Genomic DNA, 14476 nt, shown 5'->3' with positions numbered 1-14476 from the left:
CTCTTGTAGAAAGAAGGTTTTTGAGTATGAAGACATATGGAAAAGGAACACAGGCCGTCCAGGGCGGATACCGTCCCGGATCTGGGCAACCCCGCCAGGTTCCCATTGTTCAATCCACGACATTTAAATATGATACCGGCGAAGCCATGGGCCGGTTGTTTGATCTGGAAGATTCGGGCTATTTCTATACCCGTCTTCAGAACCCGACCAATGATGCCGTAGCTGCTAAAATTGCCGAACTGGAAGGCGGAACGGCGGCCATGTTAACAAGCAGCGGCCAGGCGGCCAATCTGCTTGCAATTTTCAACATTGCCAGTGCAGGGGATCATGTGGTCAGTTCTTCGAGTATTTATGGAGGGACTTACAACTTGTTTGCGGTCACCATGAAAAAGATGGGGATTGATTTTACCTTTGTAGATCCGGATGCCTCTTTAGAAGAAATTCAGGCGGCCATTCGCCCGAATACGAAAGCCATTTTTGGCGAAACCATTGCGAACCCGGCGTTGACCGTTCTGGACATTGAAAAATTTGCCAAAGCGGCCCATGACAATGGCATTCCGCTCATTATCGACAATACCTTTGCAACCCCAGTCAACTGCCGCCCATTTGAATGGGGTGCCGATATCGTTACCCATTCGACAACGAAATATATGGATGGTCATGGAGCGGCTGTCGGCGGTGCGATTGTCGATAGCGGCAACTTTGACTGGATGGCCCATGCTGAAAAATTCCCCGGCCTGACGACACCCGATGACAGTTATCATGGCATTACCTATGCCGAAAAATTTGGCAAAGAAGGAGCCTTTATTACCAAAGCCACGGCGCAGCTCATGCGTGATTTTGGCTGTATCCAGTCGCCGCAGAATGCGTTTTATCTCAACCTCGGCCTGGAGTCTTTGCATGTCCGCATGCCCCGCCACGTTGAAAATGGTCAGGCGGTTGCTGAATTCCTGTCCAGGGATCCACGGGTTTTCGAAGTCTTCTACTCAGGCCTGCCAGAAGATCGCTACTATGAACTGGGCCAGAAATATCTGCCCAATGGCGGATGCGGCGTTGTCTCCTTCCGCTTAAAGGGCGGCCGCAAAGCAGCTGAACAATTCATGGGCGCCTTAAAACTGGCCGCCATTGAAACCCATGTAGCGGATGCCAGAACTTGCGTTTTGCATCCGGCCAGCACGACCCACCGCCAGATGACAGAAGAAGAACTGACAGCCGCTGGAATTTATCCAGATCTGGTTCGCTTCTCCTGTGGTCTGGAAGATTCCAAAGATCTGATTGCGGATATTTCCCAGGCTCTTGATTCGATTGATGCCAGCGCCTGATTCAACCGAAAAAACATCGCCCGTTCATTGTGGACGGGTATTTTTTCACACTGGACTTTCATCTGCACGAAAGACCAAAAAAGAGACCAAGTTGAAACGATTCACAGGCAGCCGAAAAGGCGCCCAGGGATCTAAATGAACGAACCGAAAATGCCGGAATAAACGCCAAGAAATAGAAAGCCAAGAAACAGAAATAAGAGAAAACTGAACAAAGAAAGGAAGCTGAACCCATGCCGATTAAAATTCCTGAACAACTGCCTGCCACCCAGACGCTGATTGACGAGAATATCTTTGTCATGACTGAAAAGCGGGCGCTCACGCAGGATATTCGCCCGCTGCATATTCTGCTGCTCAATCTGATGCCAACCAAAATCGAAACGGAAACGCAGATTGTCCGCCTGATTGGCAATACGCCCTTACAGATCGAACTCGATCTGCTCAAGATGGATACCCATACTTCCACCCATGTTTCTCAGGAGCACATGGCCCATTTCTATACCACCTTTGATTCCATCAAAGACCAGTACTACGATGGCCTGATCATTACCGGAGCTCCATTGGAACACCTCAGTTATGAAGAGGTTGAATACTGGCCGGAACTCTGCCAGATCATGGACTGGTCTTTGACGCATGTCTATTCCACCCTCCATATCTGCTGGGGCGCGTTTGCGGGGCTTTACTATCATTACGGCATTGACAAAAAGCCGCTGCCAGCTAAATTGTTTGGCGTCTTCAAACACCATGTTGAACGCAAGTCTTCAATTCTGTTTCGCGGGTTTGATGATACGTTCATGGTTCCGCACTCCCGTCATATCACTTTGGACCGCAAAGATGTTGAAGCCGTTGACCAGCTGAAAATTCTGGCTTCTTCTCCCCAGGCAGGTCTGTATGCGATGTCCACGGAAGGCGGAAGACAGATCTTTATTACTGGCCATTCTGAATATGATCAGCGCACACTGGAAAAAGAATACCTTCGTGATAAGAATGCCGGCCTGCCCATTGCGGTTCCGGAAAACTACTATCCAAATGACGATGACACCAAAGCCCCAGAAGTCTCATGGCGTTCTTCTGCCAACCTGTTTTTTGCCAACTGGATCAACTATATCGTCTACCAGACCACCCCATATATTCTGGAAGACATTGAAGTGGTCCGCGAGTTTTCTGACAAAGAACCATATGGCCGCGCCCATACCAGAAAGAAGGACTAGAAAATCTCAGGAAGAATTCTCCGCCCGCAAACCCCACCACATTCAAAAGCCGCCCAGGCGGGCGGCTTCGATGTTTATGGCAAATCATCAGAAAGCTTTGATGAAAATGGAAGGCAGAATGGGAAGGCTGCAGCCAGAGATCCGATCCCAAAAGAGATCTGATCCGAAAAGGGAAAAGATTTGCATCTGGAAATCCATCAAAAATTCAAAAGGATGAAAAAGATTTGATGGCCGGCAGTTTCTGAAGGTTAAAGAACGTAGGTTTCGAGAACTTCAGCCACGGCATCGTGGTTATGGTCGCGGCTGGTTACCACATCGCAAAGCGGGAGGACATCTTTGTAGACATTGGCTACGCCAACACCAAGGCCCGCGGCTTCAATCATGGCCGCATCATTGAGATGGTCGCCAATGCCGATGGTTTCGGCCAGGTCGATGCCCAGAATCTGGGCGAGCTTGCGCAGGCCCGAGCCTTTATTGATGCCTTTTGGATTGAATTCCACATAGCGGTTGGAAGAGAAGGAGACCTCGCACTGGTCACTTAAAGCGTGAATCCTGGCAGGAATGGGCTTGAGGGATTCAAAATCGCTGTTTTCAAAGAGGACTTTTAAAACCGGCTGACCGGCTAACTGATCAATGTCTTCGAGATCTGTGTACTCCATACGGCCCTTTAAAAAGCTGGCTTCATCCGGATTGATGTTGGAAATGTAGACTCCATCGGGTGTGTAGGCATGAACACAAAGATTCATCTTCTGACCAGCATTGAACAGGTCTCTGGCCAGATCAAAATCCAGCGGCTGCAAGGCCAGGACTTTGTTGTCCTTGTTTTCGGTGATCATGCCGCCGTTAAAGGAAATCGAATACTCTCCAGGCTCATTCCAGGTGCCGATTTCTTTGAGCGTTCCCTGAATGGAGCACACCCCGCGGCCGGTCGAGCAGACAAACTTGGTGCCTTGCTTTTTGGCCTGCTGTATGGCTTTGCAAGTTTTCAGGCCCACATGTTTTTCACTGGTCAATAAGGTTTCATCAAGATCGCTGACAACTAATTTGTACATAGAGATTTCCTCGCTTTTCTCTTTCTTTGACAAATTGATCGTACCATGAAAAGCCCGAAATCCCGGTACATATTTTGCGTAATCTGTACCGGAATGAATTGTCTGCGAGGATCCAAAAAAGTCAAAAAGCAAGAGGCAGTCGGTTGAATGGGAATGGAAAGACTGATCAGTCGATCGTTTTGATGACTTTGGCCGGAACGCCGCCGACAATCGTTCTTGGCGGGACGTCCCTGGTTACGACCGCTCCGGCAGCAACCACCGCCCAGTCTCCAATCGTCACACCGGATAAGATCGTCGCATTGGAGCCAATCCAGACATGGTTACCGATTGTAATCGGAGCATAGTGATTTTTGCGGTTTTGAGCAGGGTCCAGGTCATGATTGATGGTAGCCAGAACCACGTTGTGACCAATCAGAACTCCATCTCCAATCTTGATCCCGCCCTGATCCTGAAAGTGACAGCCGGAATTGACAAAGACATTTTGACCAAACTGGATGTTTTTTCCAAAGTCGGTATAAAAAGGCGGAAACAGGTGAAAGGATTCATCAACAGAATGGCCGGTGATCTGCTCCATCAGCTGGATGATTTCTTCGGGCGTATGGTAAGTTGAGTTCAGTTCCATTTGCAGCTTCAGGTTTTCCTGGCAGATTTCGTTGAATCTGGCAGCGCGCTCTGGAGTACGGGGAATCTGGTTGCCTTCCTGAAAACCGGCAATAACTGTTTCTAATGTGACTTTATCTTGATTGGGATTCATATGGGATTCTCCTTGTCTGTGCCTTTAGCTTACGAAAAAATACAGAAGACTGGAAATACCGGATTCCTATGAAGGACCATGCAGAAAATGAATACGATAAGAAGCAGCATTCTTTCTAAAAAGAGTGAAGAAGGAGATCAATCTATGGAAATCCGCGTCCTGCGCTATTTCCTGGCGGTAGCCAGAGAAGAAAATATCACCAGAGCAGCTGAGCGGCTGTATATCTCTCAGCCTACCCTTTCCCGCCAGCTTAAAGAACTGGAAGAAGAACTGGGCAAGAAACTGTTTATCCGCGGCAGTTCCAAAATTACGCTGACTGAAGAGGGAAGACTGCTGCGCCGGCGCGCTTCAGAGATTCTTGACCTGGTGGATAAAACCGCCGATGAATTCAAGGCGCTCGACGAAATCAATGGCGGGGATATCCGGATTGGCTGTGCCGAGTCGCAGGGGATTGGCTGTGTGATGCACGCAGCCGCCAGTCTGAATGAGGAATATCCCAACATCCGCTACCATCTCTACAGTGGCGGAACCGAATCGGTGATTGAGCATCTGGATCAGGGGATTCTGGACTTTGCGATTGTGGTCGAAGAAATGGACCCAACCAAATACAATGGCCTGAAGCTGCCGTATAGGGATAAATGGGGATTGGTTCTGCCAAAAACCAGCCCGTTGGCCCAAAAGAAAACCATTCAGGTTGAAGATCTCAAAGGACTGCCATTGATGTGTTCTCGTCAGGCTTTACAGGCGGAAATGGCGGCCTGGCTTGGGGATACGTTTGCGGATATGAATTTTGTGGCAACGTATGATCTGGTTTTCAATGCCGCCATCATGGTCCAGGAAGGATTTGGCTATGCGCTGACCTTCGATGGCCTGGTCAATACCGATGAACTGAGCGATTTGTGCTTCCGTCCGCTTGAACCGGAACTGCTGGTGCCGATGTATATCATCTGGAAAAAGTATCAGGTTTTTACGCCAGTGGCTTCACTGTTAATCGAAGAACTCAAAAGCCGTTTTTTACCGGCCAAAGAGAAAAATCCGGAAGGGAAGTTCGCTGAATGAAGAAAAACTTTGGCTTATCCAATTTTTGATGGTGGGTCTGGAAAGGGGGAAAAGAAAGGATGGCTTCTGATCCAAAAACGGAGTTCAAAACACAACCCGAATCCAATCAAAAGATCAAAAAAGCGTTGAAGGCTGCGTTTCCCTATACGATTCCAATTTTTGCGGGGTTCTGGTTTCTGGCACTGACCTATGGAATTTATATGCATGCCTGTGGATTCAGTTTCTGGTATCCGGCATTGATGAGCCTGACGATTTTTGCGGGATCCATTGAATTTGTCACCGTCAGCATGCTCATGGGACCATTTGATCCATTGTCTGCTTTTCTCATGACGTTGATGGTCAATGCCCGTCATCTGTTTTACGGAATTTCCATGCTGGACCGCTATCGCGCGATGGGCTGGAAAAAGCTGTACCTGATTTTTGGCATGTGCGATGAGACGTTTTCCATCAACTATACGGCAGACATTCCTGAGGATGTTGACCGCGGCTGGTTCATGTTCTTTGTCACATTGCTCAACCACTTCTACTGGTTTTCAGGCGCATTGGTTGGCGGCCTTTTTGGATCATTGATCCAGTTTAATGCCGAAGGTCTGGAGTTTGTGATGGTGGCCATGTTTGTGGTGATTTTCATGGAACAGTGGCTCAAGGAAAAGCAGCATATCAGCTCTTTAATCGGTCTTGCCCTGGGCGCCGGATGTCTGGCCATTTTTGGAGCGAGTCAGTTCATGATTCCGGCGATGGTTTCGATTCTGTTTGTGCTTACACTGCTTCGCAAGAAGATCACGGCTCTGGAATGCGGGCCGGATCTGGTAATCAATATGGACGCTGCAGATACAGATACAGAGGACGATTCCGCTCTTAACGCCCAAAGAAAGGCAGATATCCTCCAGGAGGAAATGTCATGACGATTTTTCAGCAGATCATGACGATCGCAATGGTGGTTCTGGCGACGATGACCACCCGCTTTCTGCCGTTTATGGTGTTTGGCGGCAACCGGCCGACACCCAAATATATTCAATACCTTGGTTATGCTCTGCCAGGAGCAGTCCTTGGATTACTTGTTGTGTACTCTCTCAAAGATGTTTCTCTGCCATCTGGAAGTCATGGCCTTCCAGAGTTGATTGCGATCGCGGTTGTGGTAGGATTGCATCTTTGGAAAAGACAGATGTTGTTGTCGATTGCGGGTGGAACGATCTGTTACATGCTGCTGGTTCAGCTGATTTTCTAGTCTGACAGCGGTTAGATATTTCCACACGAGTACTCTAAGGATGACAAATGGAGATTCTCCACTTTGGAGTACCTTTTTTGCTAAAAAAAGAGCCGCCCGGTAAACACTGAGCGGCTTTGAGCTTTGCTGCAAAATTTAAAGAGTTTGAAGGTAGGCAGCGATGTTTTGTTGAGCAATAGACCAGCTGCGTTGAGGATTCTCTACGACCAGTTTCTGGAGCGGAAGCTTGCTGAGAATTTCGAGTTCTCGTTTCTGTCTTTCTTCCAGACAATCCAGATATCCATTCAATCCTTTGGCCTGGATGCTTTGGCCATACTTGCCCGAAATATGGTAGTCGATGACAGCTTCCAGCCAGCCGGGACGGTTTTTGGAGGTCTGCTCGATGGAGTCGGCAATGTCATTGTTTTTAAGATAGATCACGACAGGATTCATTGGCTGAATGATTTTGACGATCTGTTCAATGTGGTTTTGTGATTCTTCTCTCAATGTCATTTAGCTTAGTTTTTGATAGTTAGTATTGTCCACCATCCGTGCACAGATGGTGGATTTTATATTTTCTGGTTTAACGAAAATTAGCTTTGACAACAACTCTATAATTGTCTAATTTAATCCTTATCACGTTGAAAACATAACTTTATAAGGAGGAAAATATGGCAACTAAAGTTACTTCGCCGTCCGTGATTTATCAAAGATTCATGAAATTCCTTGAGGAATTTGCCCACAAACAGGAGAAGATTCTTGCTTCTCAAACAGGAGCTTTCTCACGAAGTCATTATCGATCATCAAAAATAAACTTGTTCCATTTCCTGAATACATCCATTATCGGGAATGGATCAACACTCTCCGATTTATCCATGAACTATTTCGGCATGGGCAGTGTAAGACCATCTGCTTCGGCACTTGTTCAGACAAAAGCCAAGACTCCAGTCAGCGTATTTTCAACACTGCACAAAGCCACATTGGCACTTTATTCCATGGATAAAAAATATAAAGAACACAGGGTAATCGCTTTTGACGGAACCAATGAACCTGTTGCGCCAAATGAAGATGAACCTGACTACATCATTTATACCAAGAACAAGGAAAACATTATCCGGGCCGGTATTCATGTTAACGCAGCCTATGACGTACTTAATGACAAATTTTTAGCCATCGTCACTCAAGACCAGAGGTCCAAAGACGAACGGGGCGCTGCTATGAAAATGGTCAAGGAGATTCATGAAGCTTATCCTGGCGAGACATTTCTCTTTGTCATGGACAGAGGGTATTTTTCTTATCCATTGTGTAAGCTTATTGAATCCTTAGGGCACAAATACCTCATACGTATGAAAGAACGAGAGTATAGCTGCCTGACTTATACACAGCTTGACCATACAGAAGACCAGCAGATCAGCCGCATTCTTACCCACCACCAAAGAAAAGAGGAAAAAGAAAACCCCCAGATGAAATACCTGGTCAAAAAATCAATGAGACAGATTGATCAAGAATCTGAATTTATTGATTTTGACTGCAGGGTGGTAGCTATCGAGATTGGCGACAACGTCTGGGAAGGACTGATTACCAATCTGGATGAAGCAGAATTTCCTCCGGAGGCTCTTGGATTTATTTACCACCTAAGGTGGCGAATCGAGCAGAGTTTCTCCTGGCTTAAATATGGAATAGGAATGAAACGTATCCACTCGATAAAAGCAGAATACATCATTCAGGAGATTTATTCATCCCTTATCTTCTACAATCTGGTTTCCGAGATCAAAAAGTGTGTTCTTGAATCATCTCAATCGGATAATAAAGAAGAGAAGCAGACAACTTATGAATACCAAATCAATACAACTAAGGCGATACGGGCTATCAGGAATACGTTTACTCCGAAATGGACGAAAAAACGAACAATCTGTCAAATTACAAAAGCGGAGTTTCAAGCTCTGACTGAGGAGCTGCTAAGAGAAAAACTGCCCGTTCGGCCGGAAAGGAGCTTCAAGCGAAATCTCCATCCCAATCGTTTGATATGGTTCACTTACCGATAAGTGCATTATATGCGCATCTTATTGATACAAACCACCCATACAATTCTTAAAAACGGCTCTTATCGAAGGGTTGTTTTTAGTGTACCTATTTTGATGAATACAGCCAAATCAATCAGTATATTTTGTGCTTGGTTGGTGCATATGGATATAATCAGCAGCAAATTCTATTCCTATCATCCACTTTGTCTTTGATTTTTATACAAAGTTTGAGGTCATATTTTTCTAGCTAAATGACATTGATTCTTCTCTAGAAAATCCAAAGCGCATCATCGTTTCGCACATTGGGTTTTGAAGCAGGACGCAGTTGAAAACATAAATGGTGTCCTTATCTTTTTGAGCGTTGTCGACAAACGCCTGCCACTTTTCCAGCATAAGCAAACTTTCGGTTTTCCAGTCCAGACCATCGTAGATTTTATACGGGAGCAGTTTTTCCAGAAGCTGGCCGGAAAACTGGGACAGGGGAACAATCTGGCTTTCTTCCGATAAAAGTCCAGCGGGAGCCAGGGCGTGAAATTCATAGTCAGCTGGATGGTCGCCGGTTCCCTCATCTACAAAACAGACTTTCTTGTTCTGGCCCAAAAGGGAAGCAATCCAGGCGGATGTGGTGCTTTTTCCAGAACAGGGAAGGCCTTCAACGATAATGAGCTGAGCGTTCATATGCGTACCTCGTTTTACGCCTGCTTTGCCAAATCTGAAGTCTGAGTATGATCTTCAATCTGTGGAGTTTCTGCGCTGGTCGGTGAGTTGTTTGCAGAGCTGGATGAAGCAGGTAGGTTCTTTTCAGAATCTGGCTTGATATCATCAGGATCTGGCTTGGTATCGTCAGGGTCTGGTTTGGTATAGGAAGAAAGATTGGAACTGCTGTTGTTGGCAATTTCTTTTTTTAGTTTGTCTTCGGGCTGGTTTTGCTGGTCGATATGAGCTTTGATGGCCGTCAGGAAAGCTTTGCCATACCGTTCGAGTTTAAAGGCGCCAACGCCGCTGACTTCAAGCAGGCTGTCTTCATCAGTAGGCAGTTTCTGGGCCATCGACAATAAAGTCGCATCGGAGAAAATCAGATACGGCGGCAGGTCATACTTGGTCGCAAGCTGGCGGCGGACCGTTTTAAGCTTTTCAAACAGTTCGATGGAAGATGCACTGCCGGATGGGGTTGTTTTCTCTTTCTTTTTCTTTTTGCGATCTTCCAAAGAAGCTTTGCGCTGGAAAACAATTTTTTCGTTGTTCTTCAAGGCGAGGGCCAGTTTCTGAGTGGAAGAAATGACCTGATACTGGTCGACAGAACGGGTAAGGTATCCCTGAATGAGCAGGCCTTCGAGAACCATGCGGATCTTCTCATCGCTCAAAGTATGCAGTGCCCCAAAACCAGGCACGGAAGTCAGATTGGATTTTCGCAGCTTGGCGATGTCTTTACCTTTGAGAAAATCAATCATCATCGTAATGCCATAGGCTCTTGGAAGGCGTCTGATGGCTTCTGCGATTTGCTGGGCTGGTTCGGTGATGTCTTCTGTAATCCACTCGGATGTACAGTTGGAGCAGTTTGAACAATGGCCGCTTGAGTTTTCTCCAAAGTATTGCAGGATGTAGCTGCGCAGGCACATGGGTGTGGTGCAATAGCCCTGCATCTGGTTGAGGCGGTGAAGTTCGCGCCGTTTCTGGTCTTCATTTTCGGTTTCTTCATTGCTGCGCTCAATCAGAAACTTGTTGGTCATCAAATCAGATCCGGAATAGAGCAGCAGACAATGAGCTGGGGCCCCATCGCGCCCGGCGCGTCCGGCTTCCTGGTAATAGTTTTCCAAAGAAGAGGGCATGGAATAGTGGACGACAAAGCGAACGTTGGATTTATCAATCCCCATGCCAAAGGCGTTGGTCGCGGCAATGAGCGGGACTTTATCATAGAGAAAAGCCTCCTGGTTGGCTGCCCGCTCTTCCAAAGAGAGACCGGCATGATAACGGGTGCACAAAAAGCCCTGTTCATTGAGCCTGTCGCAGACTTCTTCGGTTTCCTTGCGGGTCAGGCAATAGATAATGCCGCTTTCATGGGAATGCTTTTCCAGAAAGTTTTCCAGGGCCGCAAATTTATTGCGGGGTTTCTGGACTTCGAAATAAAGATTCTTCCGGTCAAAGCCGGTCACTAAGACTTTGGGATTTTTCAACTCCAGCAGGCGGAGCATATCGGCTTTGACCGGGCCGGTTGCGGTGGCCGTAAACGCCGCCATGATCGGCCGCTTTTTCAGCGAATTGGCAAACTTGGAAATTTCCAGATAGCTTGGCCGAAAGTTCTGGCCCCATTGCGAAACGCAATGCGCTTCATCAATGGCAATCATGGAAATATCGACACTCTGCGCAAAATCCAGAAAGCCGGGGGTGTTCAGGCGTTCTGGAGCCACATAGATAATTTTGTAGCGGCCCTGCTTGGCAAAGTAGAGGGCCTTTTTGTATTGGGCAAATGTCAGCGAACTGTTGAGATACGCTGCTGGAATGTGGGCTTGCAGCAAGGCCGCTACCTGATCTTGCATTAAGGAGATCAGCGGGGAAATGACCAGCGTAATGCCAGGCATAAAAATGGCCGGAATCTGGAAACAGACCGATTTGCCTGCTCCAGTCGGCATAATGCCCAGCACATCCCGGCCATCTAAAAGCGCCTTGATCAGTTCCGGCTGGCCGGGCCGGAACTGATCGTAGCCATAATATTTTTTCAACGCCTTTAACACAGGCGGATAACGTTTTTCGGACATATACAGAAATTCTAGCAGTTTTTCATGGATTCTGTGAGCACAGGGGAAAGATGAGTCAAGAGGGATGGAGGGGGATATGCTACAATCAAGCGGGAAACAGGCAGATTTGATCTGTTTGCCTAAAAGAATTACCAATCAAATCCGTACAGAATCTTTGTGCGGACTGATATAAAAAATACAGAACAGATTATTTCTGGCCGGCTGAATCAGCTGCCAGTTTTCAACTCTGACTCTGTTCTGTAAGCAAGGATTCGAAAACAATTTCGCCTTCAAAAAAACGAAACTGGATTTGAAAGCGATGAATAAGAAAAGAAAAGGAGATCGTATGAAACAGGGCTTTGATAACGAAAAATACCTTAAAACGCAATCCGACCATATTCGCGAACGCATTGCGCAATTTGGCGACAAGCTGTATCTGGAATTTGGCGGCAAGTTGTTTGATGACTACCATGCAAGCCGGGTTCTGCCAGGTTTTCAGCCAGACTCCAAACTGCAGATGCTTCTTGAGCTGAAAGAAGATGCTGAAATTGTCATTGCGGTTTCCGCCAATGATATTGAAGGCAACAAAATCCGGGAGGATCTGGGGATTCCCTATGACGAAGATGTTTTACGTCTGGTTGAGGAATACCAGAAAGCCGACTTATATGTCAGCTCCGTTGTCATCACACGCTATGCCGGACAGAAGAGCGCGCAGAAACTTCGCCGCAAGCTTCAGCATCGCAACATCAAGGTTTACTATCATTACGCCATTGAAGGCTATCCAACCGATACCAAGAAAATTATCTCTGAAGATGGCTTTGGAAAAAACGACTATATCGAAACAACCAAACGTCTGGTTGTCGTGACCGCACCAGGACCTGGCAGCGGCAAGATGGCGACTTGCCTGTCCCAGCTTTATCATGAACATAAGCGCGGCATCAAAGCAGGCTATGCCAAATTCGAAACTTTCCCAATCTGGAGCCTGCCGCTTTCTCACCCGGTCAATGTGGCCTATGAAGCGGCTACAGCCGATCTGAACGATAAAAATATGATCGATCCATTCCATCTGGATGCCTATAACAAGGTGGCGGTCAATTATAACCGTGATATTGAAATTTTCCCGGTTCTGCGCAAAATGTTTGAAGAAATCTACGGCACTTCTCCTTATCAGTCGCCAACCGATATGGGGGTCAACCGGGCTGGTTTCTGCATTTATGATGATGAAGCGGTTCGTGAAGCCTCCATCCAGGAAATCCTGCGCCGCTACTTTGCCTCCCGGACGCGGGCCATTCAGGAACTCTGCTCCAAAGATGAACTGCACACCCAGGAAATGCTTCTTGGTCAGCTTGGCCTGACCGAAGAAAGCCGCGCCTGCGTCAAGGCAGCACGTGAGCGGGAAGCAAGCCGTAAAGTCTATTGCGGGGCCATGGAACTTGACGATGGCAAGGGCACGATGATTCTTTCTGCCAACAATAACTTCATGGGTCCAAGCGCCGGTCTGGTCATGAATGCCATCAAAGCCCTGGCCGGGATTGATGATAAAGTGCAGCTCATTGAACCAGAGGCCTTCAAGCCAATTCAGATGCTGAAAACCGACTTTATGGGTTCGGTCAACCCGCGTCTGCACACGTATGAAACCCTGATTGCCCTGTCCATGTCCGCCAAGTCCAACCCAGAGGCCGCAAAAGCTTTAGCCCAGCTGCCAAAACTCAAAGGCAGCCAGGCGCATCTGACCTGCGCCCTTTCGGATACCGACCTGAACACGTACAACTCTTTAGGCATTCAGGTGACTTACGAACCGGAAAAAGTCTGAAGCTAAAAAAGCAAACGTCTGAAGAACGAAAAAACAAAAAGACTGAACAGGTAACAACCACAAGCAAAGATTTCCTGGCCCGACAGGTGTCCGGAAATCTTTGCTTTTTCTTATTTTGAAGGTTTCATCGAATCTGTTGAAGCCAGGCTTTAAAATCCCTTTTGATGGCTTGAGGTCCGGTTTAAAAAACCAAAAGCATCGTCAGGAGTGCCATTTCAGGTTGTATCCGAAGAAGCAGACTTTACCGCTAATCAAGGTGGTTGATAAACTACATTCGACAACTTGTAGAAAGAAGGAATATTTATGGGAAAAAAACTCACTCTCACGGGTGCCAATGCCGTGCGGACCATTCTGAAAAATAAAGAAGACTTCCGCGCCGATCTGCGGGATGAAACCAAAGACGGTGCCCGGACAACGTATGTCTTTGATTTCGAATATGATGACCATGTCGGCACGTTTACCATTGCGACAGAAGATGGTGACATTAAAGTAGCCGTTCTGAACCTTTCAATGGGGCGGATCATTTCTCTGGTCAATGATGCAAACATCAAGAAGCTGGCACAGTATGTCCTCGACACTTCACTATAGCGTTTCGCTGCACGTCGTGGTCAGCAGCCTGGATGACACCACCGTTCAGATTGTCCAGGACCAGCTGAAAACTTTCGTGCCGGACTTTTCTTTTTCGCCAATGCGTGAACAGCCATCTTTGCAGGACTGCATTGAGTTTTATGCCAGCGCAGATGTCACTCAAGAGCAGCGTCAGCTGTTAATCGACTCTCTGGATAATGACTGGGACAAAGATGAAGACGATGATACGTATTGGGCTTATGGATTCAATACCAAGACGTTCAACCCACTGGTCTACTACATGCAGCTCGACTTCCAGAAGCTGCATCAAAAGTAGGCCCGCTGCCTGATTGAAGCCAGACAAGAAAACCAGATCAGAAAATCAGACAAAGCGGCCAGCTTCCTGAATTCAGGTTCAGGAAGCTGGCCGCTTGATTGTGTTTTGAGGCTTCGATCGGCTGGATCAACTATCAACTGTTGAATATTCTCTTTAAGAATTGGACTCTCGAATCTGAGTGGATGGCAAGGGAATGAACGAGAGATGGCAAAAAACGGGAAGAACAGTTGGGCCAGGATCAGACTAGAAATGATCCTGAATCCGGTCGTACTCTTGTGAAATCACCAGAAATTTCGTCATCAGGAAATGTTCTGCCGCTGTACAGACGTCCGCAAACGCCAAATTATGGCTGATTTCCATACACTTTCCATGCAAACTCTTTCAAAATAAATGCCGGC

Annotated in this window: 14 protein-coding genes; 9 read left to right on the top strand and 5 right to left on the bottom strand. The window is 47.1% G+C overall.

The genetic code is table 11. The features are described from left to right. Nucleotides 1–26 precede the first annotated feature (26 nt). Nucleotides 27–1322: an O-acetylhomoserine aminocarboxypropyltransferase/cysteine synthase family protein gene (locus U4956_RS04030; RefSeq protein ID WP_323089204.1), complete on the top strand. Its 1296-nt coding sequence runs from the start codon at nt 27–29 to the stop codon at nt 1320–1322. 230 nt (nt 1323–1552) lie between these two features. Next, nucleotides 1553–2530, top strand: coding sequence for a homoserine O-acetyltransferase MetA (gene metA / locus U4956_RS04025; protein WP_323089202.1), 978 nt, complete (start codon nt 1553–1555; stop codon nt 2528–2530). A gap of 248 nt (nt 2531–2778) precedes the next feature. Here the strand turns inward: metA and U4956_RS04020 are convergent, their stop codons facing one another. Continuing rightward, nucleotides 2779–3582 carry a Cof-type HAD-IIB family hydrolase gene (locus U4956_RS04020; RefSeq protein WP_323089201.1) on the bottom strand — a complete coding sequence of 268 codons (804 nt, stop codon included), beginning with the start codon at nt 3580–3582 and terminating at the stop codon, nt 2779–2781. A gap of 166 nt (nt 3583–3748) precedes the next feature. Beyond that, nucleotides 3749–4336 (bottom strand): DapH/DapD/GlmU-related protein, encoded by a 588-nt coding sequence (locus U4956_RS04015; protein ID WP_323089199.1) that lies wholly within the window; start codon nt 4334–4336, stop codon nt 3749–3751. A gap of 144 nt (nt 4337–4480) precedes the next feature. Between U4956_RS04015 and U4956_RS04010 the strand changes: the two genes are divergently transcribed. From U4956_RS04010 to U4956_RS04000, 3 genes are read left to right on the top strand one after another with little or no spacing between them, the layout of a single operon-like run. Continuing rightward, a complete protein-coding gene (locus U4956_RS04010) occupies nt 4481–5395 on the top strand; it encodes a LysR family transcriptional regulator (protein ID WP_323089198.1) in 915 nt (304 codons plus the stop codon). Between the two features lie 59 nt (nt 5396–5454). Beyond that, nucleotides 5455–6300, top strand: coding sequence for an AzlC family ABC transporter permease (locus U4956_RS04005; RefSeq protein ID WP_323089196.1), 846 nt, complete (start codon nt 5455–5457; stop codon nt 6298–6300). Further along, nucleotides 6297–6623 (top strand): branched-chain amino acid transporter permease, encoded by a 327-nt coding sequence (locus U4956_RS04000; protein WP_323089195.1) that lies wholly within the window; start codon nt 6297–6299, stop codon nt 6621–6623. Before U4956_RS04005 ends, U4956_RS04000 begins: the two co-directional genes overlap by 4 nt. A gap of 135 nt (nt 6624–6758) precedes the next feature. Here U4956_RS04000 and U4956_RS03995 read toward each other — a convergent pair whose 3' ends face one another. Further along, entirely contained in the window at nt 6759–7115 is a 357-nt protein-coding gene (locus U4956_RS03995; RefSeq protein ID WP_323089193.1) for a hypothetical protein, read from the bottom strand. Between the two features lie 158 nt (nt 7116–7273). On the opposite strand from U4956_RS03995, the gene U4956_RS03990 reads away from it, so the two are divergent. After that, nucleotides 7274–8647 carry an IS4 family transposase gene (locus U4956_RS03990; RefSeq protein ID WP_323088877.1) on the top strand — a complete coding sequence of 458 codons (1374 nt, stop codon included), beginning with the start codon at nt 7274–7276 and terminating at the stop codon, nt 8645–8647. 222 nt (nt 8648–8869) lie between these two features. Here the strand turns inward: U4956_RS03990 and U4956_RS03985 are convergent, their stop codons facing one another. Together U4956_RS03985 and recQ are read right to left on the bottom strand one after the other, a co-directional pair. Beyond that, nucleotides 8870–9304, bottom strand: coding sequence for a hypothetical protein (locus U4956_RS03985; protein ID WP_323089191.1), 435 nt, complete (start codon nt 9302–9304; stop codon nt 8870–8872). 14 nt (nt 9305–9318) lie between these two features. Next, nucleotides 9319–11382 carry a DNA helicase RecQ gene (gene recQ / locus U4956_RS03980; RefSeq protein ID WP_323089189.1) on the bottom strand — a complete coding sequence of 688 codons (2064 nt, stop codon included), beginning with the start codon at nt 11380–11382 and terminating at the stop codon, nt 9319–9321. 325 nt (nt 11383–11707) lie between these two features. On the opposite strand from recQ, the gene U4956_RS03975 reads away from it, so the two are divergent. From U4956_RS03975 to U4956_RS03965, 3 genes are all read left to right on the top strand, one after another. Further along, nucleotides 11708–13174, top strand: coding sequence for a DUF1846 domain-containing protein (locus U4956_RS03975; RefSeq protein WP_323089187.1), 1467 nt, complete (start codon nt 11708–11710; stop codon nt 13172–13174). 303 nt (nt 13175–13477) lie between these two features. After that, nucleotides 13478–13762 carry a hypothetical protein gene (locus tag U4956_RS03970; protein ID WP_323089186.1) on the top strand — a complete coding sequence of 95 codons (285 nt, stop codon included), beginning with the start codon at nt 13478–13480 and terminating at the stop codon, nt 13760–13762. Then, complete coding sequence (locus U4956_RS03965) at nt 13740–14078, top strand: hypothetical protein (RefSeq protein ID WP_323089183.1); 339 nt, start codon at nt 13740–13742, stop codon at nt 14076–14078. The genes U4956_RS03970 and U4956_RS03965 overlap by 23 nt, the downstream gene beginning before the upstream one ends. Nucleotides 14079–14476: the final 398 nt, after the last annotated feature.

Source organism: Allobaculum sp. JKK-2023 (assembly GCF_034745455.1).
Lineage (GTDB): Bacteria > Bacillota_I > Bacilli_A > Erysipelotrichales > Erysipelotrichaceae > Allobaculum.
Note: the sequence above shows the minus strand (reverse complement) of the source record. Positions and strands in the feature narration are given on the sequence as shown.

Excerpts from the sequence above, each read along its gene's own strand:
- U4956_RS04030 (WP_323089204.1), top strand. The coding sequence starts at position 27 with ATGAAGACATATGGAAAAGGAACACAGGCCGTCCAGGGCGGATACCGT.
- U4956_RS03990 (WP_323088877.1), top strand. The coding sequence starts at position 7,274 with ATGGCAACTAAAGTTACTTCGCCGTCCGTGATTTATCAAAGATTCATG.
- U4956_RS03995 (WP_323089193.1), bottom strand. The coding sequence starts at position 7,115 with ATGACATTGAGAGAAGAATCACAAAACCACATTGAACAGATCGTCAAA.
- U4956_RS03965 (WP_323089183.1), top strand. The coding sequence starts at position 13,740 with ATGTCCTCGACACTTCACTATAGCGTTTCGCTGCACGTCGTGGTCAGC.
- U4956_RS03970 (WP_323089186.1), top strand. The coding sequence starts at position 13,478 with ATGGGAAAAAAACTCACTCTCACGGGTGCCAATGCCGTGCGGACCATT.
- recQ (WP_323089189.1), bottom strand. The coding sequence starts at position 11,382 with ATGTCCGAAAAACGTTATCCGCCTGTGTTAAAGGCGTTGAAAAAATAT.
- metA (WP_323089202.1), top strand. The coding sequence starts at position 1,553 with ATGCCGATTAAAATTCCTGAACAACTGCCTGCCACCCAGACGCTGATT.
- U4956_RS04020 (WP_323089201.1), bottom strand. The coding sequence starts at position 3,582 with ATGTACAAATTAGTTGTCAGCGATCTTGATGAAACCTTATTGACCAGT.
- U4956_RS03975 (WP_323089187.1), top strand. The coding sequence starts at position 11,708 with ATGAAACAGGGCTTTGATAACGAAAAATACCTTAAAACGCAATCCGAC.
- U4956_RS04010 (WP_323089198.1), top strand. The coding sequence starts at position 4,481 with ATGGAAATCCGCGTCCTGCGCTATTTCCTGGCGGTAGCCAGAGAAGAA.
- U4956_RS04015 (WP_323089199.1), bottom strand. The coding sequence starts at position 4,336 with ATGAATCCCAATCAAGATAAAGTCACATTAGAAACAGTTATTGCCGGT.
- U4956_RS04000 (WP_323089195.1), top strand. The coding sequence starts at position 6,297 with ATGACGATTTTTCAGCAGATCATGACGATCGCAATGGTGGTTCTGGCG.
- U4956_RS03985 (WP_323089191.1), bottom strand. The coding sequence starts at position 9,304 with ATGAACGCTCAGCTCATTATCGTTGAAGGCCTTCCCTGTTCTGGAAAA.
- U4956_RS04005 (WP_323089196.1), top strand. The coding sequence starts at position 5,455 with ATGGCTTCTGATCCAAAAACGGAGTTCAAAACACAACCCGAATCCAAT.